Here is a 24,968-nt window from a genome sequence, read left to right as displayed (position 1 = left end):
TTCCGCCCATCACTTCAGCCATGGCGCCATGGCGGCTCTCGCCGTCGGCGTGGCGATCGCCGTCGTCACCACGCGCGATCCGCAGTGGTGGCAGCTGCACTTCTCGCAGCTCGGCACCTTCGACGACTTCTCCGCCCACGTCTTCAACTCGACCGCGATCGTCGCGGGATTCCTCCTGGCGACGTACGGGGTCGTCGTCGTCACCGTCCTGCCCTCCGCGACCGGCCGCCGCACCGCGCGCGCGTTCCGCGTGTCGGTGATCTCCGCCGGACTCCACCTCACCGTCGTCGGCCTCATCCCGATCCCGGTGAGCGTCGAACTCCACGACCTCGCCGCGGCCGGGCTCGGTCTGTCCCTCCTCGCGCTCGTGGCGACGAGTCTGGGCATCCCCGGGTTCCGCCGTCGCTTCCGCGCGTCCTCGATCGCGTGCGTCGTGCTGCTCGCCGCCGGCATGGTCCTGCTGACCGTCGGCGTCATCACGCTCGCCTGCTTCGAGTTCTTCGGCTTCGCGTCGGTCGGTGCATGGCTGACGGTGCTTCCGCGCGCTCTGGCGGCGTGCCCGCACCCCGCCCCCGCCCCCGCCGCCGCCGAGCCGCAGGCGACGCCTGAGCCCCATGATCGTGTGGAATGGATGACATGGCAGAACCCGTGGCCCACCCCATCACCGTCGCGATCGAACGACGGATCGACCCGTCCCGCACTGTCGAGGCCACGAGTTGGATGCAGGCGGGCACCGACCTCGCGACCGGCTTCGCAGGCTTCCTCGGCTCGGGCTGGGTCCGCGCCGGGGAGGGGAGCGACCTCTGGTACATGCTCTACCGCTTCCGCGACATCCCGACCCTCGAGGCGTGGGAGCAGTCCCCTCAGCGCTCGTGGTGGCTCGACTCGGGCCGCGCGTTCGCTGACGAAGTCCGCGTCGAACGCCGCACCGGCATCGAGGGATGGTTCGACGCTCCCTTCGCGACACACATCGAGACTCGCGATTCCGGCGGGCAAGCGGATGCTTCGGCCCCGACCGGCCCGATCCAGCAGCCGATCCCCGCTGCGCCGCCGCGCTGGAAGCAGGCCGTCGCCATCTGGCTCGGATTCTTCCCGACGAACCTGCTCGCGTCGTGGCTGCTCGGCTTCGTCCCCGGTTTCGCCGACTGGCCGCTCGTCGTCAGAGTGCTCTTCGCCACGGTGCTGCTGACGCCGATCATGACGTACCTCGTGCTGCCATGGGTGACGCGGATGCTGCGCCCCTGGCTGCACCGCGCCCGCTGAACCTGCGCCGTGGCGCGCCGCGGGGACGCGGCATCCGTCGGTCCTACACTGGCGCCATGACCTCGCCCCGCACGGCGGCTCTCCCCGACGGAGCCGCGCCAGCCCCCACCCGCCGCACGGAGTCGGAGGCCGTCTACCTCTCGCTCGGCGCGGGGGTTCTCGGCGCGGTGTACGGCTTCGTCCTGTCGCTGCTCGCAACGAACCTGATGCTCGCCGACGACGACCCTTTCGCGCTGTGGGCGGCGATCGGCGCGGCCGTGGTGGCGATCCCGGCATCTATCGCCGGGTACTGGCGCGCCCGGGGGCGACCGGGCCAGGAGTGGCGCCGCTCGCTCCCCTCGTGGAAGTTCATCGTCAACACGGTCTCGGTCGTGATCGTCCACACCGTGCTCGCGTTCCTCGCGACCTACGCCCTCTTCCGGGTGCTCGCCCTCGGCTTCATCGGGCTCCCCGTCATCACGTTCTGGGCGGTCGTTCTCATGGCCGTCACACTCGGCATGACGACCTACATCGTGTACCTCTCGGTGTCGAGCATGACGACGCAGCGCATGTCGTCGCTGCTCATGGCGTTCATCGTCATCGGCACGCTCACGGCGATGGTGACGACACCCGACCCCGAGTGGTGGACGATCCACTTCAGCCACCTCGGCTCGTTCGACGCGCTGTCGAGCTGGGTCTTCAACGGCACGCTCATCGCCGGCGGCCTGCTCGTCACGACCTTCGCCGTCTACATCGCCAACGACATGGAGGCGCTCACCAAGGCGGGCGTCCTCACGAATCCGCGCGGTGAGACGGTGGTCCCGGCGCTGTTCGTCGTGATGGGGATCATGCTGGCGTGCGTCGGAATCTTCCCCGTCGACGTGAACCTGGCGCTCCACAACATCTCGGCCTCGGGCATGGCGGCGATGTTCCTCGTGCTGCTGATCGGCGGACCGGCGCTGCTTCGGGGGATGCCCCGCACCTACTTCGTCTCGTCGTGGGCCTTCCTCGGCGCCCTGATCGCATCGATCATCCTGTTCATCCCGGCGGTCGGGTACTTCTCGCTCACCGCTTTCGAGATCATCGTGTTCGCGCTGATCTTCGGATGGATCTCCGTGTTCATCCGCTTCCTCGGCGCCGCCGGCCGGACGGACTGACCGGCGCCGCTCCAACGCCAAGACCCCCCGACGCCGGCGTGAGCCGGCCGGGGGGTCTTGCGTCGGGGATGGGAGTCATCCCGCGAAGGGTCAGTCGCGCCCGCGGTCGCCCTCTTGGTTGTGGTCGGAGTGGTCTTCCGAGTCATCCTCGCCGGAGTGGTCGTGGTCGGAGTGGTCGTGGTCGTGGTCGGAGTGATCCTCCGTCGCATCGACGTCCTCCGCAGCCTCGCCGGTGTCGGAGTTCTCGTCGGCATCGCCTCCGTCGTCGACCGTGGCGTCATCGGAATCGGTGTCCGTGTCCGCGCTGCCGTCGTCGTCGGCGGGCTCCGCCTCCTCCGCGTCGACGCCCGGGTCGTGCTCGGCCGTCGGGTCGTCGGCGTGTTCAGCGGCCGGATGGTCGGTGTGGTCGACGGTCACGGCGTCGGTCGCGAGTTCGCCGCTCGCACCCGCCTCGTGCGACGAGTCCTCGCCCTCGGCCTCGGATGCATCCGCGACGTCGGACTCGCTCGCGACCTCGTCGCTCGCCGTGACGGCCACGTCGGCGTCCTCGGACGCCCGTGCTTCGCCGTCGACGAGCCCCTCGGCGGAGGCATCCTCCGGCGAGGCGTCGACTTCGCTCGCGACAGCAGTGTCGACGTCGGCCGCCGGCTCGCCGTGCACGGCGCCTCCGTCGGCCTCGGAAACCTCGATGTCGGGGCCCTCCTCGATGACGGGCACGGCCACGCCCGCGAGCGCGGCGGCCGGCACCGCTCCGGTCGACGACTCGAGTTGACGACGCTCTCGGCGGGTCAGGACCGCGCCGGCGGTGGCACCGACGAGCACGGGCTCGGCCGCGGCATCCGCTCCGTCAGGGCTCGGCGCAGCGATCGGGCCACCGGCTCCGCCGCCGTCACCGTCGTCCCCGCGACGGCGCGCGGCACGGCGCTCCTTGGCGCCCTCGACGAGGTTGTAGAGCGTCGGCAGCACGAGCAGTGTGAGGACGGTCGACGACACGAGGCCGCCGATCACGACGATCGCGAGCGGCTGCGAGATGAAGCCGCCCTGGCCGGTGATGCCGAGGCCCATCGGGATGAGCGCGAAGATCGTCGCGAGAGCCGTCATGAGGATCGGACGGAGTCGGCGCGAGCCGCCGGCGACGGTGGCGTCATGCGCGGTCAGACCCTTGACGCGGTACTGGTTCACGAGGTCGACGAGCACGATCGCGTTGGTCACCACGATGCCGATGAGCATGAGCACGCCGATCAGCGACGCGACGCCGAGCGGCACGCCGGTGACGATCTGCAGCAGGATCGCGCCGGTGGCCGCGAACGGCACCGAGATGAGCAGCAGCAGCGGCTGTCGCAGCGACTTGAAGGTCGCGACCATCACGATGTAGACGATCAGGATCGCCGCGAGCAGCGCGAGTCCGAGCTGCGAGAACGCGTCCTGCTGCTGGGTGACGACGCCGCCGAGGGTCGCATCGGCCGAAGCGGGCAGGTCGGCGTCCGCGAGCGCGGTCGTCACCGAGCCGCTCGCCGCGGCGAGGTCGTCGGTCGACGGCGTGACCGTGACCGTGGCCGTGCGCTGGCCGCCTTCGGTCGTGATCGACGTCGGTCCCTCGCTCTCCTCGACGGTCGCGACATCCTCGAGCGGGACAGGACCGGCGGCGCTCGGCACGGGCAGCTGGCGCAGCTCCTCGAGCGTCGCCGGAGTCTCGGAGGCGGCGAGGTACACGGTCAGCGACGTGTCGTCGATCTCGACCGATCCGATCGACTGCGGCTGCATCGTGTTCGAGACCAGCGCACCCACAGCGACCTCCGACAGGCCGAGCGACGCTGCCTTGTCGCGGTCGACGACCACGGCGATGAAGGGCAGCGAGGCCGAGAGGTTGCTCGAGACCTGGCCGACCCCGTCGGCGCCCTCGACCGCGGCGACGACGGAATCCGTCGCCTCCTGCAGCGTGGCCGAGTCCGGAGCGGTGACGTCGATGGCGATGTCGCTCGACCCGAACCCGCCGCCGGACGACGCGACGGTGATCGTGCCTGCGTCGTCGAGATCGGCGACGGCCTCCTGGACCTCTTCGCGCAGGGCGACCTGGTCGACGTCGGGGTCGGTGGTGATCGAGTAGGTGATGCCGCTGCCGCCGCCCGAGAAGGCGTCGCGCAGCGCGGAGCCGCTCGACCCGATCGAGACCTGCACGGTCTCGATGCCGTCGATGCCCTCGAGCGCGTCCTCGACCTGCTCGGCGGCGGCGCTCTCGGCCTCGAGGCTCGGCGCGGAGCCGATCGACTGGGTCATGGTGAACGTGTTCTGGCCGGAGTCGCCCAGGAAGTTCGTCTTCAGGAAGCCCTGCTGCAGGCCGATGCCCGCCAGCACTCCCGTGCCGACGAGCACGAGCAGGGCGAGCGAGAGGGTGGTCCACGAGTGCTTGAGCGTCCAGCGCAGGATCGGCAGGTAGCTCTTCTGCAGCCGGCTCGGCGGAGCGTCGGGGTGCTCCGGGTCGATCGCGTCGCCGTTGGCGTCGAGCAGCGGCTTTCCGGGGCGGAGGAACCAGTAGGCGAGCACCGGCACGATCGTGAGCGCCACGAAGAGCGATGCCGTCATGGCGATCGTCACGGTCATCGCGAAGGGCCGGAAGAGCTCGCCCGTCACATCGCCGACGAAGGCGATCGGGAGGAACACGGCCACGGTCGTGATCGTCGAGGCGGTGATGGCCGCGGCGACCTCGCGAACGCCGAGCAGGATCGACGACATCTTGCTCGCGTCGCCCACGTAGTGGCGCTTGATGTTCTCGATCACGACGATGGAGTCGTCGACGACGCGTCCGATCGCGATCGTCAGGGCGCCCAGAGTCAGGATGTTGAGCGAGTAGCCGAACGCCTGGATGCCGATGAAGGTGATGAGCACGCTCGTCGGGATCGAGATCGCCGTGACGAGGGTGGCCCGCACCGACATGAGGAAGATGAGGATGACGAGCACCGCGAAGAACAGGCCGAGCAGACCCTCCTTCGCCAGGGTGTCGATCGACTCCTGGATGTAGGGGGCCTGGTCGAACACGACCGTGAAGGTCGCTCCGTCGAGGGAGTCCTCCAGCTCGGGAAGGATCTCGAGCACGCCGCGCGACACGTCGACGGTGTTCGCCGCCGGCAGCTTCGTCACCGCGATGGTCAGGGCGGGCTCGCCGTTCACACGGGAGACCGTGGTCACCGGGTCGGCCTCCTGCGCGACGGTGGAGACGTCGCCGATCGTGACGGTCCCCTCCTGGAACTGCTCCGCGTCGGAGGGCACCAGCGGCAGCGCGGCGATCTCGTCGACCGACTCGATCTTCGTGCCGGTCTGGACGGTGAGCGTCTCGCCGTCCTCGGTGATCTGGCCACCGGGGAAGAGCACGCCGTTCTGGTCGAGGGCGTCGCGGATGTCCTGCTGCGTGTAACCCGTGGCCGCGAGCTCGGCCTGATCAGGCGTGATCGTGACGCGCTGGCCGACGCCGCCGACGATCGCGGCGGCGTTGACACCCGGCACATCCTCGAGGTCGGGGACGACGGATGTCTCGAGCTGCGCCTGGATGGTCGATTCGTCGTCGTAGCCGGTCACCGCGATCTGGATGACGGGGAAGTCGTCGATGCTCGCCGAGATGACGTTGGGCTCGACCCCCTCCGGCAGCTCGACGCGGTTGATCGCCTGTGTCAGCTTCTGCTCGGCGGTCGCGAGGTCGGTGCCGTAGGTGAACGACGCCTGCACGATCGATGCGTTGGTGGTGCTGGTCGCGGTGCTCGATTCGAGCCCGGGCACTCCCTGGATCGCGTTCTCGATCGGGGTCGACACGTCGTTGTTCACGACCTCGGGCGACGCGCCCGGGTAGGTCGAGACGACGATCAGCGCAGGGAACTCGATCGACGGGATCAGCTCCTGCTTGAGGTTCACGAGCGCCAGGCTGCCGAAGATGGCGGCGACGATCGTGATGAGCGCGATGAGCGCGCGGTTCTTGAGACTCAGGACGGCGAGGTTCGACACGGATGCCTTCGCTGGAATGGGAGCACGGGATGCACGCCGGAGCGCGACGGATACGGGAATGTATCGGCTCAAGTATCTCATCCGGAGCCCGGTACGCCGCCTGCCTCCGTCCGGTCAGCCGGACAGCCCCCCAGCCGCCCACAGCCCGATCCCGACGCCCGCAGCGGCGGCGGCCACCGCGAGCGCGAGCGTGCCGATCAGGTTCGCCGCGGCATCCCTCCACCGGCGACGTTCGGCGAGCAGGACGGTATCGACCGAGACCGCGCTGAAAGTGGTGTAGCCGCCGAGCAGGCCGGTGCCCAGCACGACAGCGGCCTCGGGCGCGACGACGGCGCCCAGACCGGTCAGCAGGCCGAGCGCGAACGAGCCCGTGACGTTGACGACGAGGATCCCGAGCGGGAAGCTGCCGGGGCCCCGCGTACCGATCAGCCGGTCGATGATGTAGCGCAGCCCGGCGCCCGCGCCGCCCGCCAGGGCGACGACGAGCAGAAGCAGCGGCCGGCTCATTCCGCCTCTCCCTCCTCGGGCACGCCCAGCGGGCGTCGCGCGATCCGGCGTCCTGCGAGCAGTCCGGCGAGCGCGCCCGCGACGCCGGCGGTGACGGATGCCGCGGCCAGCGCCACCGCGAGCCACGGTGTCGTCAGCCACAGCGCGGTGTCCACCGCGAACGCGCTGTACGTCGTGAACCCGCCGAGCACGCCCGTGCCCAGAAACGCCCGCGCGTGCGTTCGGCGGCCGTCGAGCGCTCCGACCACGAGGCCGAGGAGGAACGACCCGATGCCGTTGACGGCGAGTGTCACCCACGGCACGAGATCCGCGTCCTCCACCGGTGCGAGCAGCGCCGCGCGCGCCAGAACGCCCAGCGCACCGCCGGCCACGACGTACCCGAGGGTGCGCTGATCGACGGCCTGCCGCATCCCCTCACGCTACCCCGCCCCCCTCCCCCCGCCCCCCTTCCCCCCTCGCGCCGTTTCCGTTTGTGTGGAGAAGACGCGCATTCCGGGCCGGGGGTAGCGGCGTGTTCTCCACACAAACCGAAAACGGGGGCGGAGCCCGGGGGCGGAGCCCGGGGGCGGGGGTCAGCGAGTCGGCTGGATCAGAGCCAGGATCGCCGACTCCGGCGAGACAGAGAGGTCGAGCACGTGCCCGTCGCGGTAGCGGGCGAACACGCGCGGATCGATGTACGAGCCTCGGGCGACGGCGGGGGTGTTGCCCAGCGCCTCGGCCGTCGCCCGCACGGCAAGCTGCTCGGCCCGCTTGCGCTCGGCGGCGGTGCCGACCGTCCCGATGCGGGAGAGCGCCTCCGCCGCGAGGATCGTGCCGCGCAGCGTCCGGAAGTCCTTCGCGGTGAAGCGGCCGCCCGTCAGGGAGCGGACGTAGTCGTTGACCTCGGTCGGGGCGAGCGGCACCCTGCGTCGGCCGCGATCCCACGCGAGGAGGGCAGAGCGCGGGCGGCCGGCGGCGAGCAGCTCCACGACGACCGCGAGGTCGTCGTCATCGATCTCGAGCAGCTGCCTCTTGCCGCTCTTGCCGGGGAACGTGAGGGAGACGACGGATGCCTCGACCGAGGCGTCCCGGCGCTGCAGGGTCGTGAGACCGCGGCTGCCGTGCGCGGCGAGGTAGCGCTCCGATCCGATGCGGGGTGCGGCCTGATCGAGCAGCCGGAACGCGACCGCCAGCACGCGCTCGCGGTCGAGCGCGCTCCGTCGCAGCGACGTCGTCACGCGCGCCCTCGCACGGGGGAGCGTCTCGGCGAGCTTGAGGGCGCGTGCGTACTTGCGGCGGTCGCGCCCGGCGGTCCAGTCCTGGTGATAGATGTACTGGCGCCTGCCCGCCTCGTCGGTGCCGACGGCCTGGATGTGCCCGTCCTGCCGGACGCTTATCCACACGTCCTCCCACGCCGGAGGGATCACCAGCGCGCGGATGCGCTCGACGTGGCGCTCGGTCACGGCGGCGCCCTTGGCGTCGACGTAGCGGAACCCCTGGCCCGCGCGCACCCGCCGGAAGCCGGCGTCGTCAAGAGGACGCACGCGCGTGAGCTTCGGCATCCGTCCCCCTCGTGCTTTCGGTGTTCGCGGCCGCGTCGGGCGCGCCAGATGCGGTCAGTGGTTGCGGAGCATATCGATGAGCTCCGACTTCTTCTTGCCCGAGTATCGGGTGAGGCCGAGCTCCTTCGCCCGCTTGCGCAGGTCGTCGACCTTCCAGTCGTCGTACGACCCGGACTCGCCGCCTCGCTCGCCGACCTTCTTCTGGCCGTCACGCGCCGCCGCGTTCGAGATGCGCGCCGCCTTCTCCTTGGAGGCCCCGTCATCGCGGAGCTCCTCGTAGAGCTCCGGATCCTTGAGGCTGTTCGAACCGCGTCCGCTTGGCATCGCCCCTCCTCGATCGGTGTGTCGACGTCACGCTAGATCGACCGCCGGACCGCCCCGGGGGGCTTGACAGAGCGGCGAGCGAGCCCTACATCTCTCCCCGATCACGCGGCTATCACCGCCGAGGAGGGGCCGTCAAGCCCCTGCCTGCGCGGAATCACCGGTGCCAAAGTGTTGTGCGTGCCCACAAGGCATCCGATGCGCCACCCCCGCGCATCGACGAAGGAGAAGGAGAACCTCCATGAACCTCGCCCTGATCATCATCATCGTCGTCGCCGTCGTCCTCGCGATCGTCGGTGGCCTCAACAGCGCCCTCAGCTGGCTGCTGTGGGTTGCGCTCATCGTCGGAGTGATCGCGCTGATCGCGTTCCTCTTCCGCGTCATCAGCGGCAGCAAGCGCGTCTAGCCCGAACCCCCGGAGCCATCCCTCCGGAAACACGGATGCCGCGGCCTTTCCGGCCGCGGCATCCGCGCGTCTGCGTCCTAGAGGTTCGCGTCCGCGAAGACGCGCAGCGCGTCGCGGACGAACTCGGCCCCGGCCGTGCCGCCCTCGCTCGTCGCGTAGTTCGCTCCGAATCGCGGGTCGGCCACGTACATCTCGCCGAGGCCGATCACGTAGCCCTTCACGTCGCCGCCCGGCGCCGCGGCGGGCGTGCCGGGGATACCGGTCAGCCACTCCACGTGACGCCCGGCGATGGCCTGGGCCTCGTCGCTGTCGGGCGCGATGCCGCTCTCGGCGGCCGCGATCCAGTCGCGGCCGAGGTCCGAGACCTGCTGCTGCCACGCCTTCTTCGCATCGGCGCTCATGCCGCGCCACCAGCGGTCGCTGTCGGCGTAGGCCTTCTTGCCCCAACGCTCCTCGACCTCCTCCTTGTACCGGGTGTGGTCGAAACCGTCGAACATGTTCTCTGCCATCAGTCGTTCACCTCCTCTCAGTGCTGTGATGGTGCTCTCGACCGACGCGACCTGTCGCGCCAGTCGGTCCTGCTCCTGCCGCAGCCACGCGAGGTGGCTCTCGAGCGCGTGGGCTTCGGATGCCTCCCGCCCGAGCACGTCCGCGATCTGCGGCAGCCCGAGACCGAGGTCGCGCAGCAGCAGGATGCGCTGAAGTCGCACGAGCGATGCCTGGTCGTAGTAGCGATAGCCGTTGTGGCCGACGCTCGACGCGGGGAGCAGTCCGATGTCTCCGTAGTGGCGGAGCGTGCGGCTGGTGGTACCGGCGATCTTGGCGATCTGCTGGATCGACCACTCCTGCTGTTCCTCGTTCATGACGACCTCCTTCCCTGTCTGCGTCGTCGTCATCACCACGCTAGAGGTTGACGTTGCGTCAAGGTCAAGGCGCCTTCACCGATTCTCTGTGCGAAGTACTTGACACAGACGCGATATATCGTGTTAGCCTGGATACACGCGATATATCGCGATCACCCTCAACCCCTGGAGTACACCATGACCCTGGAGAAGTGGATCATCCACCCGGGCGAGACGCGCGTCATCGACATCGAGACCGTGAGCAAGCTCAAGGTCGGCCTCGTCGGAGGCCAGATCGACGTCATCGCCCACGACGAGCCTGGCGCCCGCATCGAGGTGCACGGCGTCACCATCAAGGACCTCCGCATCGAGGTCACCGGCGATGTGGTCGAGATCGACCACCCGCAGCTGCGCTGGGACAACTTCCTCGAGGTGTTCCGCAACTTCGGCGACGGTGGGCCCAAGGCCGAGATCAGCGTCGCCGTCCCCCGTTCCGTCGCTCTGACCCTGGGCGTCGTCAGCGCCAGTGCGCTCGTCGCCGGCCTTCGCACCGACGCCCGACTCAACACCGTCTCGGGCGACATCATCGTCGACGGCCTGAACGGCGACCTGACCGTCAACGCGGTGTCGGGCGACGTGCAGGTGCGCGAGCTCGTCGGATCGCTCAGCGCCAACAGCGTGTCGGGCGACGTGGCAGCGACCGGCTCGCTGCGCAAGGCGGCGATCGACACCGTCTCGGGCGCGATGCTCATCGACTCCGAGGGCGACGTGCACTCGGTGAACCTCAACACCGTGAGCGGCTCGACCACGATCCGTCTCGATGACGGATACCCCGCCAACTATGCCGTCCGCACAGTCAGCGGCCGGGTCCAGGTCGACGGAGTCGTGCGGTCGGGCAAGGGCATGGGCCCGACGACGAACTTCGTCGGTTCGGTCGGAGAGCTCAGCGGCAGCTTCGCCGACGTGCGTGCGAACTCCGTCTCAGGTGAGATCACCGTGCTCCGCCGCCCGGCGGTCGACGCCGCCCCGACCGCTCCCGCGTCGGGCGCCGAGACGGCGACCGACACCGGAGAGGAGTGGTGATGAGCCCCGTCTTCTCCCACGGCGATCTGCGCCTGTACCTGCTGAACCTCCTCGACGAGGGCCCGCGGCACGGCTACGACATCATGCAGGCCCTCTCCGACCGGACCGGTGGCACCTACACCCCCAGCGCCGGCACCATCTATCCGCGCCTGGCGAAGCTCGAAGAGGAGGGTCTCGTGACGAAGTCGGTCGACGGTCGCAAGACCGTCTACGAGATCACCCCCGCGGGACACGCTGAGGTGGCCGCCCGCGCAGGAGACCTCGAGGGCATCGAAGCCGGCCTGGCCGATTCTGTGCGACTCATAGCCGACGAGGTGCGCGGCAGCGTCCGCGAGGCGATGAAGAGCCTGCGCGCCGACCTCGCCGCTGCGAGCGCCGACCAGCGACAGGCCGCGTCGCAGCAGCCCGCGAGCGACGACCCGCGCGTGCTCAGCCGTGAGCAGCTGCATCGGGCGGATGCCGTGATCAGCGAGTTCCGTGCTCGCCTGCGCAGCGACCTCCGCTCGCACGTCGCGCGCGGCGGCGACCTCGCGACGTCGTTCGTCGACGGTCTCACCGACGACCTGGACCGCATCGCCCGCGACGTCACCCGCACCCTCCGCGGCTGACCGCGAGAACACAGAAGGGGCGGGATGCCGGTCGAACCGGCATCCCGCCCCTCTCAGTGTCTGTGCTGCCGTCTACGCGGTGGGCCAGATCTCCTCATCGTCTGGCACGGGCTCGCCGAGCGGCACCACGAGGATGGAGCGGTGCTGGCGATGCGCCAGTCGAGCGGCCACAGATCCGGTGAAGAACTCTCGGATCGACTCGCCGATGCCGCGCTTGCGGGTGCCCACCACGATGAGCTTCGCGTCGACCTGCTCGGCGAGGTGCTTGATCGCCATCGCCGGGTCGCCGACGAGCTGGCGCACGCTCCACTGCACGTCATGACCGGCGAGGAATGTCTCGGCCGTCGCCGTCACCTTGTCGAGGTCGCCCTCGCCCGCGGCGATGTTGATGTCGATCGGTGCGGAGTGCACGTAGCCGTCGGGGTCCTCGTAGGTGACGAACCGCGTCACGTCGACGTGGACGACCAGCAAGGGTGCGCCCAGCAGCTTCGCATAGCGCGCGCCTTCGCTCAGGACACGCGTCGGCTGGCCGGGGATCACGCCCACGATCACCGCGCCGGTTGCCGCCTCGCCGGCCGCAGCGGCCTCAGTCGCGTCCGATGCCTCGTCCGTCATACGTCTTCGCTCCTCTTGCGCCCGATGCCGCATCAGATCCCACAACCATGGAGGAGCCGCCGGGGCACGGAGGCTCCGTGTTATCCTGAATGCTACTCTTACCGGCCTCGAGCCGGCGTCGTTGCGGCGGGCTCTCCGAAGTCCGCGACTCACATATGAGGGGGTCTCGCATGGGGCGTGGCCGTCAGAAGGCGAAGCACACCAAGATCGCCCGCGAACTCAAGTACGACGTGCACAGCGTCAACTACGGTGCACTCGAGCGCGAGCTCGGGCATCCGTCGGATGACGCGTACGTCGACAAGTGGGCGGACCAGTACACCGACGAGGACGAGGACGAGCCCTCGACCGTCTCGTCGTCTCAGGCGTAGACCTCTGCGCATGCCCTGACGTCGTGGCTTCGGCCGCGGCTCCGCGTGCCCGGCGCACGCCGGGGACCCGACTCAGTCGAGTGGATGCCTCACCACGCCCCGTGGCGACGCTCCCAGTCGTCCTCGACCGTGTGCGGGCGAGCCGCCACGATCCCGGCGGGGCTCGCCGCAGCGATCACCACCCCGACGAGGATGAGCGGCAGCGTCCACGAGTCGGTCCAGCCGTGGATCAGCCCGATGCCGAAGGGGAAGAGGGCGACGATCGCGTACCCGATGCTCTGCACGAAGGCGCTCAGCGCGACGGCCGTCTCATGCGAGCGCGTCCGGAGGCCGAGCAGCACCAGCGTCAAGGGGAACATGAGCGACGCCGTGCCGAGCAGCACGATCCACAGCCAGGGCACCGCCTGCGGGGCGAAGAGCAGACCGGCGATCCCCAGGAGTCCTGCGACGACGGCGACGCCGAAGAGCGCGCGGGTGGCGTTGTAGCGCACCACCAGCACCGGCACCAGGAGCGAGGACGGCAGGCCCATCGCCGCGAAGAGCGACAGCAGCGCGCCCGCCGCGGCCGGGGTCACCCCGGCGATGTCGACCAGGATCGCGGGCATCCACGCGAACGACGTGTAGGCCAGCACGCCCGCGGCGGTGAACCCGACCACGAGCGCCCACGAGAGCGGCAGCCTCCACAGGCGGCCGAACGCACGCGGACTCGCCGCCTCGATATCGGCGTCGGGATCATCCGAGCGCCGACGCACCAGGATCACGACCCAGGGGATCATCGCGACGAGCGCGAACACCGCCCACAGCCCCAGTGAGACGCGCCAGCCCGCGGCATCCGCGACCGGAACCGCGACCAGCGGCGGCAGGAAGGTCGCGACCGCGAGGGTCGTGGAGTAGATCGTCGTCATCAGGCCGATGCGGTCCGGGAAGTACTTCTTCACGAGCGGCGGGAGGAGGATGTTGCCGACGCCGACCGCCGCGAAGATCACGGCAGTCGACAGCAGGAGCGTGGTCGCGTCGGATGCCAGTCCGCGCCAGGTCATACCCACGACCGCCACTGCCATGGCTGCGAGCGCGAGCCGCTCGAGCCCGAACCGCCGCTCGAGCTGCGGCGTCAGGATGCCGAACACGGCGTAGCAGGCCGGCGGGGCGGTTCCGATGAGTCCGATGACCGCCGAGGGGACGGTGAATCCCGCTTCTATGAAGCCGAGGACGGGCGAGAGGGAGGCGACCGCCGTCCGCAGCGAGAAGGCGAAGAGGACGATGCCGATGACGGCGAGAGTCCTCCCCTGCCACAGCGGGCGGGAGGGAGGTGTGCTCACCGGTCAAGCCTAGGTGCGTGCCGGCAGGCGGGGGTCAGGACTCCTGCGATCCCTCGACCCACGCGAGGTACTCGTCGGTGACGGTGCCGGTGACGTAGCGGCCGTCGAAGCAGCTCATGTCGAGGTCGTCGACGTCGGAGCCCTCGAGGATGGCCGCCTTCAGGTCTTCGACCTCCTGGTAGACCATGTAGTCGGCGCCCAGCTCCTGCGCGATCTCGGGGATCGTCCGGCCGTGGGCGACGAGCTCGTGGCGCGACGGCATGTTGATGCCGTAGACGTGCGGGTACCGCACGGGCGGCGCGGCCGACGCGAACGTCACGCTCTTGGCCCCGGCATCCCGCGCCATCTGGATGATCTCCTTCGACGTCGTGCCGCGCACGATCGAGTCGTCGATGAGGAGCACGTTCTTGCCCTTGAACTCGCTCGACATGGCGTTGAGCTTCTGCCGCACGCTCTTCTTGCGCACCGCATGGCCCGGCATGATGAACGTCCGGCCGACGTAGCGGTTCTTGTAGAAGCCCTCGCGGTACTCGATGCCGAGCTTGCGGGCGACCTGCATCGCGGCGGGCCGCGAGGAGTCGGGGATCGGCATGACGACGTCGATCGAACCCATCGGGGTGTACTTCGCGATGGTGTCGGCGAGGCGCTCGCCCAGGCGCAGGCGCGCCTCGTACACCGAGATGCCGTTCATGATCGAGTCGGGACGCGCGAGATACACGTACTCGAACGAGCACGGCACGAGCTTCGGGTCGACCGCGCACTGGTGGGTGTGGAGGTGCCCGTCGAGGTCGATGAAGACGGCCTCGCCCGGGTCGACGTCGCGGACGACCTCGAACTCGCCGTTCTCGAGCACGAGCGACTCGCTGGTGACGACCCACTCGTAGCTGCCGTCCTCGTTCTTGCGCGTGCCGAGGATGAGCGGACGGATGCCGAACGGGTCACGGAACGCGAGAAGACCGTAGCCGGCGATCAGCGCGATGGCGGCGTACGAGCCCTCGACGCGCTCGTGCACGCGGCTCACGGCCTGGAAGATCTGCTCGGGCTCGAGCTCGACGCCCGAGATCGACCCCTGCAGCTCGTTGGCCAGCACGTTGACGAGCAGCTCGGTGTCGGACGACGTGTTGAGGTGACGGCGATCCTTGTGGAAGAGCTCCTCGGTGAGCTCTCGCGTGTTGGTGAGGTTGCCGTTGTGCACGAGGACGATGCCGTACGGCGCATTCACGTAGAACGGCTGCGCCTCCTCCTCGTTCGACGCCGTGCCCTTGGTGGCGTACCGCACGTGGCCGAGACCGAGGTTTCCGAGGAGCGCCCGCATGTCGCGCGTGCGGAACGCCTCGCGCACCTGCCCGCGCTCCTTGTGCACGTGGAAGACGCCGCTGGTCTCCGCGGTCGCGATGCCCGTCGAGTCCTGCCCGCGATGCTGCAGGAGGAGCAGCGAATCGTAGATCTCCTGGTTGACGTTGCCCCGACCGACCATCCCGACGATTCCGCACATGGGGTGTTACTTCGCTCCGTTGTTCTCGGCGTATGCGCCGACGAGACGCACTGCGCCGCCGTCGACGCCCTTCGCGCCCTGCTCGAACTCGCCGGCGGGGCGCGATCCGCCGCGGACCACGCCGACCTGCCAGGTCGCGATGCCTTCGCGGGAGAGAGCGGATGCCGCGGCATCCGCCTTCTCGGCCGCCACGACCGCCAGGAATCCGATGCCGAGGTTCCAGGTGCCTTCGGTCGCCACGAGGTCGAGGTCGCCGAGGTCGGCGAGAACGCGGAAGACCGGCGGCGGAGACCACGTGGAACGGTCGACCTCGACCCACACGTCCTGCGGGAGGACGCGCGCGAGGTTGGCGGCGATGCCGCCGCCGGTGACGTGGCTGAGGGCGTGGACGGCGTCGCCCGTCTCGGCGATGAGGCGCAGCAGCGGCTGGGTGTACAGACGCGTCGGCTCGAGCAGGGCCTCGCCCCACGTGGTGCCGTGCGCGCCGAGGTCGGGAGCGCGGTCGCCGTACTGGATGCCCGCCCCGGCGACGATGTGACGCACGAGCGAGTAGCCGTTGGAGTGGAGTCCGCTCGACGCGAGCGCAAGCACGACGTCGCCGTCGCGCACACGGTCGGCGCCGAGGACGCGATCGGCCTCGATGACGCCGGTCGCCGCGCCGGCCACGTCGTAGTCGTTGACTCCGAGGAGTCCCGGATGCTCGGCGGTCTCGCCGCCGACGAGTGCGGTGCCGGTCTCGTGGCATCCGGCGGCGATGCCGCGGACGATGTCGGCGATCCGCTCGGGGAAGACCTTGCCGCACGCGATGTAGTCGGTCATGAAGAGCGGCTTCGCGCCGACCACGACGATGTCGTCGACGACCATGCCGACCAGGTCGAGCCCGATCGTGTCGTGCTTGTCGATCGCCTGCGCGATCGCGACCTTGGTGCCGACGCCGTCGGTGCTCGTCGCGAGCAGAGGCTTGGCATAGGCGCGGAGCGCGCTGGCGTCGAAGAGTCCGGCGAAGCCGCCGACGCCGCCCAGGACCTCGGGCCCGTGCGTGCGGCGGACGGCCGACTTCATCAGCTCGACGGCGAGGTCGCCGGCGGCGGTGTCGACCCCGGCGGCGGTGTAGGGGTTCACCGGCGGGTTGACGGAGGAGGGGGCATCGGGCGAAGAGGAGGCCACGACTCCAGCCTACCGGCGGCACGCCGCCGCGGATGCCGCGTGATCCGCGTGCGCACGTCCGGCCCGGTGGGGGTCCCCGGTTCTACAATGTCGGCATGGGCAGCGCCGGTGCTCCGGAGTGGCTGATCCGCGAAGACGCAGGTCAGCCCGTTCTGCTTGCCCTCTACGTGCGACAGGTGCTGGGCATCCGCTCCCCCGACGAACTGCCGTACCTGCGAGGCATCCCTCCCCGCACGAACGACCGGACCGAAGACGCCCAGGCGCTCCTGGAGCGGCAGTGGCGCGAGTACTGGGCCATGACCGTCGAACCGCAGGCCCATCCGTCGCCGGTCCCGCTCGACCTGGTCGACGGGTACGACACCCTGCTGGCGCTGCCGTCCGAGGGGGCGGACGAGCTGCGGGCCGCGCTCGCCCCGCACGGAGCCGAGGCGCTCGCCTTCACGCAGTCGGCGCATGCGCGCTACCGCCGCGACGCCAGCCCCGGCACCGGCACCGCCTACCGCGCGTACGCGAGCGCGATCGCCGAGCACGAGCGCCAGGTGGGCCGGAGGGCGCACTCGTTCGAGCTCAACGTCCAGGTGCTACCGCTGAACCAGCGCGGCGTCTGGTGGATCGGTTCGCTCACGATCGCGGTGACCGACGGCCTGCGGGGGGATGTCGCGGCGTTCGACGCGGCGATCCACCCGATCATCGCCGAGCTCGCCTAGGGCGGAGCTACGGGAGTTCGTCCTCGTCGATCTGCACGGACTCGTGGTCGACGGTCACCTCGCGCGTGTGCCGGCGGGAGCGTCGATCGAACGCGAGCGCCACGACGGCCGCGAGTGCGAGCCCGGCGGGGATGCAGACGAGCAGCAGGAATCCGAAGACCTGCCCCTGCGAATAGACGAGACCGGTGTTGGGGCTCTTGTCCGCGGAACCGTCGAACGCGAACGTGAGGATCATCGCGACGACCACCCCGAGCGCGGCGCCGACGATCATGAAGACCGAGATCTTCGGCGCGCGGCGGACGCGCACGGTCTCGATGTGGTCGTCGACGTGCTCGGGCATGTCTCCATTCTCCCACCCCGCACGCGGGCGCGGGCACGACTCCGACTCGCGGTCAGGGACGCAGCGGCAGCAGGTCGGAGATGTCGGCCCGTGTGCCCGACGCCGCGATGCGGCCCTGGGCCGCGGCATCCGCCCATGCCTCCTGGCCGGTGGCGAGCGCGATCCACGTGGCGGCGTCGGTCTCGACGACGTTCGGCGGCGTTCCGCGGGTGTGCCGCGGGCCCTCGACCACCTGTACGGCGCCGAAGGGCGGCACGCGCACCTCGACCGAGTTGCCCGGCGCCTTCTCCGCGAGGAGCTGGAGGAGGTAGCGGACGGCGGTCGCAAGGTCGGTGCGGGAGGGGAGGGATGCCTCGCCCGCCGCGCGCACTCCTTCGAGGGCTGATCGCCCTTCCTCAGTCGTGATCCTGCGCGGCATGCGTCAACGCTACGCCGTGCAGAACTCCTTCGATCCGGCCACGCCGCGCGAACGGATACGCGTGATCGCGCGCCCGGAAGGCGGTCCCGGTCGATTATGGCGGAGTTCTGCCCACCGCTCGGCCGGCACTCGGGGCACGGGCGCCGCCGAAACGCGGCGCACACCCCTCGGTAGGCTGGACGGGTGAAGATCCTGGTTCTCGGCTCGGGCGCGCGCGAGCACGCCATCATCCTCGCGCTCCGCTCCGAGGAGGCCGCGCACGAGATCTTCGCCGCGCCGGGCAACGCCGGCATCGCGCAGGACGCGACCGTCGTCGACCTCGACGCGAACGATCCCGCCGCGGTCACGGTGTTCGCGAACGGGAACGCGGTCGACCTCGTCGTCATCGGGCCCGAGGCGCCGCTGGTCGCCGGCGTCGCGGACGCCCTTCGCGAGCGCGGCATCCCCGTGTTCGGTCCCGGCCGGGCCGCCGCGCAGCTCGAGGGCTCGAAGGCGTTCGCGAAGCGGATCATGGATGTCGCGGGTGTCCCGACCGGACGCGCGCTGCGCGCTTCCACCCGCGTCGAGCTCGAAGCCGCCCTCGACGAGCTCGGTGCCCCGTACGTGGTCAAGGCCGACGGGCTCGCCGCCGGCAAGGGCGTCATCGTGACGGGCGACCGCGACGAGGCGATCACGCACGCCGAGACGTATCTCCCCTCGGGCCCCGTCCTCGTCGAGGAGTTCCTCGACGGCCCCGAGGTATCGCTGTTCTTCCTGAGCGACGGCGACCACGTCCTTCCCCTGAGCCCCGCACAGGACTACAAGCGCCTGCTCGACGCCGACGCCGGCCCCAACACCGGCGGCATGGGCGCCTACTCGCCGCTGCCGTGGCTGAGCGAGCGGTTCGGCGGCGAGGACGAGTTCGTCGACCTCGTCACGCGCGAGGTCGCCGAGCCGGTGATCCGCCGGCTCGATGCCGAGGGCACCCCGTTCATCGGGCTCCTCTACGCGGGCCTCATCCTCACCGAGTCCGGCGTCAAGGTGATCGAGTTCAACGCGCGGTTCGGCGACCCCGAGACCCAGGTCGTGCTCCCCCGGCTGGTCGACCCGCTGTCGGAGCTGCTGCTGGCCGCGGCATCCGGCAATCTCGAGAGCCACCCTCGGCCGGCGTTCGCCGACGCCGTCGCGGTGACGGTCGTGCTCGCGAGCGAAGGGTACCCGCAGGCTCCGGTCACGGGTCGGCCGCTCACGGGACTGGATGCCGCAGCCGCCGTCGACGGCGTGCACGTCGCGCATGCGGCCACCGCCGAGTCCGACGCAGGCCTCGTCGCGACCGGCGGCCGCGTGCTCAGCGTGGTCGCGCTCGGCACGACGTTCGCCGAGGCGCGCGGCCGGGTGTACCGGGCCGTCGCCCAGATCGGCCTCGACGGCGGGCAGCATCGGACCGACATCGCCGCACGCGTCGTCGAGGACTGAGCCCGACTCGCGGCCGCACTCCCGCACAGCGGCCGTCAGGTCGAAGCCGTCAGGTCGAGGCCGCGAAGACGAGGACGAGCGCGAGCACGCCCACCAGCCACACGAATGCGGCGACCACGAACAGGAGATGCGCATCGGGTGCCGCCTCTTCGATGCGGCCGGTGAGCACCCGCGCGAAGCGCAGGTAGCGCGCGTGCGCGCGCACCCAGAGCCAGACGGCGAAGGCGGTGCCGAGCAGGCCCGGCAGGATCCACAGCGCCGATCCCATCACCTCAGGGAGCACCCGGATGGTCAGCAGCGACCCCACGCCGATCGCGAGCGCCGTGCGTCGCCATGCGAGCTCGGTGCGCTCGGGCTGGATTCCCGGGTCGAAGAGCGACTCCGCTGCGCTCATGGCACGAGCACGCCCAGCAGCACGAGCACCCCGACCACGATCACCACGACGGCGAGAACGGCGCTCGTGCGCGCACCCGGCAGTGGCCGCGCCAGGCGCAGCGCGCGCTCGGCCGCCATCCACTCGAACCACGAGAGCATCGGGATCACGATCCCGGCGACGATGAGGGTGATGGATGCCGCGAGCCGCAGCGCCTCGTTGAGCCCGAGCTCGAACCCTTCCAGGACGACCCCGCCCGCGAGGAGCGCAAGCGCCGTGCGGGTCCAGGCGAGAAACGTCCGCTCGTTCGCGAGGCTGAAGCGCGGGTCGGGGTCGGTGCCGATCTCGTAGACCGATCGGGGGAACCGTGGGCGCGTCACGCGGTCAGTCTAGGACCGGACCGCGCGAGTCACACGGCGTCTTCGGCCGCCCGCCATTCGGCCGTCGGGGTCGGCACGGGCTTGCGCAGGAACAGCACCGCGACGACTCCGACGAGCATGACGGCCGCCGGCAGCAGGATCGACTGGGCCATCGCCGTCGAGAACGCCTCGGCGATCATCGGCGGCAGCTGACCCCCGCCGAAGCTCGCGTCGGCGTCGGCCGCGCCCGGGATGTTCGCCTCGAGCCGGTTCTGCATGAACACGGCGATCGCGGCGGAGCCGAGCACCGAGCCGATGGTGCGGGTGGTGTTGTAGATGCCTGCGCCGGCTCCGGCCTGCCGGGGGGCGAGGTTGCGGGTCGCCGTGGTGGCGAGCGGACCCCACATCCCGGCGTTCCCGACACCCATGATGAACGACGGGATCAGGAACATCCAGATCGGGGTGTCGAGGTTCATGAGGAACGAGTAGAGGACGAGCGAGCCGGCGACGAGCAGCAGTCCGGGCACGAGCAGGACCCGCGGGTCGGTGTGGTCGAGCCAGCGTCCGGCGAGCGGCGAGAGCACTCCGGCGGCGACGGCCATCGGCACGAGCAGGAGGGCCGCCTCGGTCGGCGTCAGGCCGCGGCCGAGCTGGATGAAGAACATGAGCGGCAGCGACATGCTCGTCACCGTGAAGCCGACCGTGGCGATGCCGATGTTCGCGACCGAGAAGTTGCGGTCGCGGAACAGCTCCATGGGTACGAGCGCCTCGCTCTTGGTCTTCGCCTGCTGCCAGATGAACAGACCGAGCACGATGACGCCGGTGATGATGAGGCCCCACACGGTGATCGGGCCCCAGATGACGCCCCAGTCGTAGGTCTCGCCCTCCTGCAGGCCGAACACGATCAGGAACAGCGCGGTGGCGCTCAGGAAGACGCCGACCAGGTCGAACTTGTGCGGGTGCGTCTCGAGTCTGGGAACGAGGATCCAGGCGAGGACGAAGCCGACGATGCCCACGGGGATGTTGATGAAGAAGATCCACTCCCACCCGAGGCCGTCGACGAGCAGGCCGCCCGCCAGCGGGCCGACGAGCATCGCGACGCCCGAGGTCGCGCCCCACAGGCCCATGGCCGCACCGCGCTTGTTCGGCGGAAACGTGCGGGTGATGACGGCCATCGTCTGCGGGGTCATCATCGCCGCGCCGAGGCCCTGCACCGCTCGGAACGCGATGAGCGCGCCGAGTGTCGGCGACAGCCCGCACGCGAGCGACGCCAGGGTGAAGACGGCGAGGCCGATCAGGTAGATGTTCTTCGGACCGAAGCGATCGCCGAGGCGGCCGGTGATGAGCAGCGGCACGGCGTACGCGAGCAGGTACGCCGAAGTGACCCACACCACGTTGTCGAGGTTGTTCGTCTCGGGGTCGAGCGCCGCCTTGATCGCGGGGTTGGCCACCGACACGATCGTCGTGTCGACGAGGATCATGAAGAACCCGATGACCAGAGCCCACAGCGCGGGCCACGGGCTGCGCGGTGCCTTGTCGGGGCGAGCGGATGTCGTCGCCCGGGTGGTCTGTTCCGTCATAGCCGTGCGGCCTTTCGTTGGGAGAGATAGCGTTCCGAGGGCTCCCCGTGGGGGCCCCAGAGGAAGTCGGGGTGGACGAGCCGGGTGAGCAGGCCGTCGAGCCAGTCGAGCTCGGCCGACAGGAGCGTCAGCTCGCGATCGACCTCGAGCAGGTACTGGGCGGGCACGCCCTTCGCACAGGCGAGGTCGTGTCCGTCGGTGAGGGCGGACTGCGCGGCGGCGAGGGCTTCGCGGCGGCCGCGCAGCAGGTCCACCACCTCGCCGCGCTCGAGGTTGTGCGCCTCGGCGAGCGCGACGCGGAACTCGGCGGGGTGGTCGACGCGGGGAAGCTCTCGCCGCACCCATTCCGTCACGGCGGCGGCTCCGGCATCCGTCACCGTGTACGTCGTGCGCTCGGGCCGGTTCCCGGCGCGGTCGACACCCACCTCGGCGAGGAGGCCGGCCCGTTCGAGCCGCCCGACCGTGTGGTACATCGTGCCGTTCGTGATCGCGACGAGGCGGTCGTCGCGGCGGATCCGCAGCAGTCGGATCATCTCGTACGGGTGCATGTCGCCTTCGGCGAGCAGCGCCAGCACCATCACGCCGAGCGGCGTGAGGCGATCGACCGCGTCCTTCATGGTTACTCCGAGCTGGTTAGTCCACATGGACTATACACCTCGCCGGCGTTCTCGACGTCGGATGCCGCGGCTACGGTGGCGGTCATGACGGATGCCGCGGCCGTGGCCCAGGCCCACACGATCTTCGATCCGCTCGCCGACGAGTACCTGTCGCGGCCGGGGGTCGACATCGGCCCCATGTTCGGCAGCGAAGGTCTGCGGATCCGCGGGAAGGTGTTCGCCTTCGTCGGGTACCGGGGTGCCCTGGTCGTCAAACTCCCCGCCGCGCGGGTGGACGAGCTCGACGGAGTCGACGGCCTCGAGCGCATGGTCATGCGCGAGCGGGCGATGAAGGAGTGGATGCTCGTGCCCGCCGGCGCAGCCCCACGCTGGGAGCCCCTGCTCGCAGAGGCCTTCGGCTACGTCGACGAGATCACGCCGTGATCCGCGGCGACCGGCCCGCGCCGGGATAATGGGCAGGGTGACGACTCCCCTCGAACTCTCCGGCTGGCGCCATGTCTACTCGGGCAAGGTCCGCGATCTGTACATCCCGGCCGACGCCGCCGACGCCACGACCGCGGAGCGCATGCTCGTCGTCGCGAGCGATCGTGTGAGCGCGTTCGACCACGTGCTGTCGCCCGGCATTCCCGACAAGGGCGTGCTGCTGACGGCGCTGAGCCTGTGGTGGTTCGACCGGCTGGCGGGCACCGACGGGGGGCGCGGCATCCCGAACCATCTCGCGGCGTCGCACGCGCTGACCCTCGGCCCGGACGGCGAGGCGAACACCGCCGACGACCTGCGATCTCTCATCCCAGCCGAGGTCGTCGGGCGATCGATGGTCGTGAAGAGCCTCGACATGCTGCCGGTCGAATGCGTCGTCCGCGGCTACCTCACCGGCTCGGGCTGGGCCGAGTACCGCGCGAGCGGCACGGTGTGCGGCATCGCGCTCCCCGCCGGCCTCGCGAACGGCGACCGCCTGCCCGAGCCCATCTACACGCCGGCATGGAAGGCGCCGATGGGCGAGCACGACGAGAACATCTCGTACGAGCGCACGATCGAGCTCGTCGGGCCCGAGCGCGCGGCCGAGCTGCGCGACCTGTCGCTCGAGATCTACGCCCGCGCGGCGCGCACGGCCGAGGAGCACGGCGTGATCCTCGCCGACACCAAGTTCGAGTTCGGCGTCGACGACGACGGCGTGCTGACCCTGGCCGACGAGGTGCTCACGAGCGACTCTTCGCGGTACTGGGATGCCGCGGCCTGGGTCTCGGGCACGACGCCCGAGGAGCGCATGGCGAGCTTCGACAAGCAGATCGTGCGCGACTGGCTGGCCGCGAACTGGGACAAGCAGGGCCGGCCCCCGGCGCTGCCGAACGACATCGTGGAGCGCACGGCCGACCGCTACCGCGAGCTGCTCGGGCTGCTCACCGCCGGCTGACACGGCCCACGTCCTCGCGTCCGGTGGATGCCGAAGGGAATGTGGGCTCGACGCCGGGTGTTCCCATTCACATGAATGAGACGCTCGCGACCGCCGGCGACAGGCTCGCGGCCGGCACCGCCATGGGCGCGGTCACTCTGCTGGTGGGAGACCTCGACGGCATGACCGCGTACTACCGCGACGTCGTGACCCTCCAGCTGCTGCACGCCGACGGCGACATCGTGACGCTCGGCCGGGCGGGCCGGCCGGTCGTCGTGCTCCGGCACGAGCCGGCGCTGCGACACGCGACTCCCGGATCGGCAGGCCTCTTCCACACCGCGATCCTGTTCGAGACGCAGACGGCCCTCGCGGCCGCCCTCTACTCCGTGGCCCGCCACGCGCCGGGAACGTTCACCGGTTCCGCCGACCACCTCGTGAGCCAGGCGTTCTACTTCACCGACCCCGAGGGCAACGGCATCGAGCTGTACTGGGACCGCGCGCGCACCGACTGGTCGTGGACGCACGGCCAGGTGGAGATGGCGACCCTCTATCTCGACCCGAACGCGTTCCTCGGCGAGCATCTCACCGAGGAGGCCGCGCTCGGAAGCACCACAGGGGACGCGGCATCCGTCGGTCACGTGCATCTGTCGGTCGGAGATGTCGCGACCGCCCGCGCCTTCTACGTCGACGCGCTCGGGTTCGACGAGACGGCCGGGCTCGGCGACCAGGCGGTCTTCGTCAGCGCCGGCGGCTACCACCACCACATGGCGATGAACGTGTGGAACTCCCGTGGCGCGGGCCCGCGCATGCCGGCGCTCGGCCTCGGCCGCGTCGACCTCTCGCTGCCCGACGCGGACTCCCTCGGCGAACTCGCGGAGCGGCTGCGTCACCACGGCTTCGCGGTGCGCGACGACGGCCGCACGCTCTCGTTCGACGATCCCTGGTCGAACCGCCTCGTCGCCGAGGTCACGCCTTAGTCGGCTCCTGGATCGGTCCCGCGACGCCGAACGGGCGTTCGCGGCACGAGCGGGCAGCCTCATCGCGGGCGGACCATGCCCGCTC

Annotated in this window: 27 protein-coding genes and 1 pseudogene; 12 read left to right on the top strand and 16 right to left on the bottom strand. The window is 70.3% G+C overall.

Annotation, left to right across the window (positions count from 1 at the left end):
• Positions 1-28: 28 nt before the first annotated feature.
• The 3 genes and pseudogenes from EER34_RS17885 to EER34_RS06675 all read left to right on the top strand — a co-directional run.
• Positions 29-478, top strand: a pseudogene (locus EER34_RS17885) (DUF998 domain-containing protein); the annotation flags it as partial.
• A 149-nt stretch (positions 479-627) separates the two neighbouring features.
• Positions 628-1,263, top strand: coding sequence for a putative antibiotic biosynthesis monooxygenase (locus EER34_RS06680; RefSeq protein ID WP_127473723.1), 636 nt, complete (start codon positions 628-630; stop codon positions 1,261-1,263).
• 56 nt (positions 1,264-1,319) lie between these two features.
• Positions 1,320-2,399 carry a DUF998 domain-containing protein gene (locus EER34_RS06675; protein ID WP_127473722.1) on the top strand — a complete coding sequence of 360 codons (1,080 nt, stop codon included), beginning with the start codon at positions 1,320-1,322 and terminating at the stop codon, positions 2,397-2,399.
• A gap of 90 nt (positions 2,400-2,489) precedes the next feature.
• Here the strand turns inward: EER34_RS06675 and EER34_RS06670 are convergent, their stop codons facing one another.
• The 5 genes from EER34_RS06670 to EER34_RS06650 all read right to left on the bottom strand — a co-directional run bounded on the left by EER34_RS06670 (position 2,490) and on the right by EER34_RS06650 (position 8,764).
• Complete coding sequence (locus EER34_RS06670; RefSeq protein WP_420845963.1) at positions 2,490-6,392, bottom strand: efflux RND transporter permease subunit; 3,903 nt, start codon at positions 6,390-6,392, stop codon at positions 2,490-2,492.
• A gap of 114 nt (positions 6,393-6,506) precedes the next feature.
• Complete coding sequence (locus EER34_RS06665; RefSeq protein WP_127473721.1) at positions 6,507-6,899, bottom strand: fluoride efflux transporter FluC; 393 nt, start codon at positions 6,897-6,899, stop codon at positions 6,507-6,509.
• Positions 6,896-7,309, bottom strand: a complete 414-nt coding sequence (locus EER34_RS06660) for a fluoride efflux transporter FluC (protein ID WP_127473720.1) — start codon at positions 7,307-7,309, stop codon at positions 6,896-6,898. Before EER34_RS06660 ends, EER34_RS06665 begins: the two co-directional genes overlap by 4 nt.
• 162 nt (positions 7,310-7,471) lie before the next feature.
• The gene (locus tag EER34_RS06655; protein WP_127473719.1) at positions 7,472-8,440 is read right to left on the bottom strand and encodes a DNA topoisomerase IB; all 969 of its coding nucleotides are present in this window, start codon (positions 8,438-8,440) and stop codon (positions 7,472-7,474) included.
• A 54-nt stretch (positions 8,441-8,494) separates the two neighbouring features.
• A complete protein-coding gene (locus tag EER34_RS06650; protein ID WP_127473718.1) occupies positions 8,495-8,764 on the bottom strand; it encodes a DUF7218 family protein in 270 nt (89 codons plus the stop codon).
• 238 nt (positions 8,765-9,002) lie between these two features.
• Between EER34_RS06650 and EER34_RS17450 the strand changes: the two genes are divergently transcribed.
• Positions 9,003-9,167 carry a hypothetical protein gene (locus EER34_RS17450; RefSeq protein ID WP_164743468.1) on the top strand — a complete coding sequence of 55 codons (165 nt, stop codon included), beginning with the start codon at positions 9,003-9,005 and terminating at the stop codon, positions 9,165-9,167.
• Positions 9,168-9,244: 77 nt separating this feature from the next.
• Here EER34_RS17450 and EER34_RS06645 read toward each other — a convergent pair whose 3' ends face one another.
• Entirely contained in the window at positions 9,245-10,030 is a 786-nt protein-coding gene (locus EER34_RS06645; RefSeq protein WP_127473717.1) for a MerR family transcriptional regulator, read from the bottom strand.
• Positions 10,031-10,207: 177 nt separating this feature from the next.
• Here EER34_RS06645 and EER34_RS06640 point away from each other — a divergent pair, with 177 nt between their 5' ends.
• Positions 10,208-11,092 carry a DUF4097 family beta strand repeat-containing protein gene (locus EER34_RS06640; protein ID WP_127473716.1) on the top strand — a complete coding sequence of 295 codons (885 nt, stop codon included), beginning with the start codon at positions 10,208-10,210 and terminating at the stop codon, positions 11,090-11,092.
• Positions 11,092-11,700: a PadR family transcriptional regulator gene (locus EER34_RS06635; RefSeq protein ID WP_127473715.1), complete on the top strand. Its 609-nt coding sequence runs from the start codon at positions 11,092-11,094 to the stop codon at positions 11,698-11,700. Before EER34_RS06640 ends, EER34_RS06635 begins: the two co-directional genes overlap by 1 nt.
• Positions 11,701-11,772: 72 nt before the next feature.
• On the opposite strand, the gene EER34_RS06630 is transcribed toward EER34_RS06635, so the two are convergent.
• Entirely contained in the window at positions 11,773-12,315 is a 543-nt protein-coding gene (locus EER34_RS06630) for a universal stress protein (protein ID WP_127473714.1), read from the bottom strand.
• Between the two features lie 170 nt (positions 12,316-12,485).
• Here EER34_RS06630 and EER34_RS06625 point away from each other — a divergent pair, with 170 nt between their 5' ends.
• On the top strand, positions 12,486-12,683 hold the full coding sequence (locus tag EER34_RS06625) for a DUF3073 family protein (protein WP_127473713.1): 198 nt from the start codon (positions 12,486-12,488) through the stop codon (positions 12,681-12,683).
• An 89-nt stretch (positions 12,684-12,772) separates the two neighbouring features.
• Here EER34_RS06625 and EER34_RS06620 read toward each other — a convergent pair whose 3' ends face one another.
• Genes EER34_RS06620 through purM form a run of 3 tightly spaced genes read right to left on the bottom strand, consistent with a single transcriptional unit; the run spans position 12,773 to position 16,664 of the window.
• A complete protein-coding gene (locus EER34_RS06620) occupies positions 12,773-14,002 on the bottom strand; it encodes an MFS transporter (RefSeq protein WP_127473712.1) in 1,230 nt (409 codons plus the stop codon).
• Between the two features lie 34 nt (positions 14,003-14,036).
• Positions 14,037-15,497, bottom strand: coding sequence for an amidophosphoribosyltransferase (gene purF, locus EER34_RS06615; RefSeq protein ID WP_127473711.1), 1,461 nt, complete (start codon positions 15,495-15,497; stop codon positions 14,037-14,039).
• 6 nt (positions 15,498-15,503) lie between these two features.
• Positions 15,504-16,664 (bottom strand): phosphoribosylformylglycinamidine cyclo-ligase, encoded by a 1,161-nt coding sequence (purM, locus tag EER34_RS06610; protein ID WP_276317244.1) that lies wholly within the window; start codon positions 16,662-16,664, stop codon positions 15,504-15,506.
• 95 nt (positions 16,665-16,759) lie between these two features.
• Here purM and EER34_RS06605 point away from each other — a divergent pair, with 95 nt between their 5' ends.
• The gene (locus EER34_RS06605; protein WP_127473710.1) at positions 16,760-17,371 is read left to right on the top strand and encodes a zinc-binding alcohol dehydrogenase; all 612 of its coding nucleotides are present in this window, start codon (positions 16,760-16,762) and stop codon (positions 17,369-17,371) included.
• 7 nt (positions 17,372-17,378) lie between these two features.
• Here the strand turns inward: EER34_RS06605 and EER34_RS06600 are convergent, their stop codons facing one another.
• Complete coding sequence (locus EER34_RS06600) at positions 17,379-17,711, bottom strand: potassium transporter Trk (RefSeq protein WP_127473709.1); 333 nt, start codon at positions 17,709-17,711, stop codon at positions 17,379-17,381.
• Between the two features lie 52 nt (positions 17,712-17,763).
• Positions 17,764-18,129, bottom strand: a complete 366-nt coding sequence (locus EER34_RS06595; protein WP_127473708.1) for a sterol carrier family protein — start codon at positions 18,127-18,129, stop codon at positions 17,764-17,766.
• 183 nt (positions 18,130-18,312) lie between these two features.
• Here EER34_RS06595 and purD point away from each other — a divergent pair, with 183 nt between their 5' ends.
• Positions 18,313-19,584, top strand: a complete 1,272-nt coding sequence (gene purD, locus EER34_RS06590) for a phosphoribosylamine--glycine ligase (RefSeq protein WP_127473707.1) — start codon at positions 18,313-18,315, stop codon at positions 19,582-19,584.
• Positions 19,585-19,633: 49 nt separating this feature from the next.
• Here the strand turns inward: purD and EER34_RS06585 are convergent, their stop codons facing one another.
• The 4 genes from EER34_RS06585 to EER34_RS06570 are packed head-to-tail and all read right to left on the bottom strand — an operon-like array spanning position 19,634 to position 22,513.
• Entirely contained in the window at positions 19,634-19,978 is a 345-nt protein-coding gene (locus tag EER34_RS06585; protein ID WP_127473706.1) for a DUF202 domain-containing protein, read from the bottom strand.
• Positions 19,975-20,337, bottom strand: a complete 363-nt coding sequence (locus EER34_RS06580; RefSeq protein WP_127473705.1) for a YidH family protein — start codon at positions 20,335-20,337, stop codon at positions 19,975-19,977. The genes EER34_RS06585 and EER34_RS06580 overlap by 4 nt, the downstream gene beginning before the upstream one ends.
• A gap of 29 nt (positions 20,338-20,366) precedes the next feature.
• A complete protein-coding gene (locus tag EER34_RS06575) occupies positions 20,367-21,896 on the bottom strand; it encodes a DHA2 family efflux MFS transporter permease subunit (protein ID WP_127473704.1) in 1,530 nt (509 codons plus the stop codon).
• Positions 21,893-22,513: a PadR family transcriptional regulator gene (locus tag EER34_RS06570; RefSeq protein WP_127473703.1), complete on the bottom strand. Its 621-nt coding sequence runs from the start codon at positions 22,511-22,513 to the stop codon at positions 21,893-21,895. Before EER34_RS06570 ends, EER34_RS06575 begins: the two co-directional genes overlap by 4 nt.
• A gap of 84 nt (positions 22,514-22,597) precedes the next feature.
• Here EER34_RS06570 and EER34_RS06565 point away from each other — a divergent pair, with 84 nt between their 5' ends.
• The 3 genes from EER34_RS06565 (at position 22,598) to EER34_RS06555 (ending at position 24,883) form a co-directional block, all read left to right on the top strand.
• On the top strand, positions 22,598-22,936 hold the full coding sequence (locus tag EER34_RS06565; RefSeq protein WP_127473702.1) for a hypothetical protein: 339 nt from the start codon (positions 22,598-22,600) through the stop codon (positions 22,934-22,936).
• A 28-nt stretch (positions 22,937-22,964) separates the two neighbouring features.
• Complete coding sequence (locus EER34_RS06560; RefSeq protein ID WP_127473701.1) at positions 22,965-23,927, top strand: phosphoribosylaminoimidazolesuccinocarboxamide synthase; 963 nt, start codon at positions 22,965-22,967, stop codon at positions 23,925-23,927.
• 71 nt (positions 23,928-23,998) lie between these two features.
• Complete coding sequence (locus tag EER34_RS06555; RefSeq protein WP_127473700.1) at positions 23,999-24,883, top strand: VOC family protein; 885 nt, start codon at positions 23,999-24,001, stop codon at positions 24,881-24,883.
• Positions 24,884-24,968: the final 85 nt, after the last annotated feature.

Origin of the sequence: Microbacterium sulfonylureivorans (genome assembly GCF_003999995.1) — a bacterium.
Lineage (GTDB): Bacteria > Actinomycetota > Actinomycetes > Actinomycetales > Microbacteriaceae > Microbacterium > Microbacterium sulfonylureivorans.
Note: the sequence above shows the minus strand (reverse complement) of the source record. Positions and strands in the feature narration are given on the sequence as shown.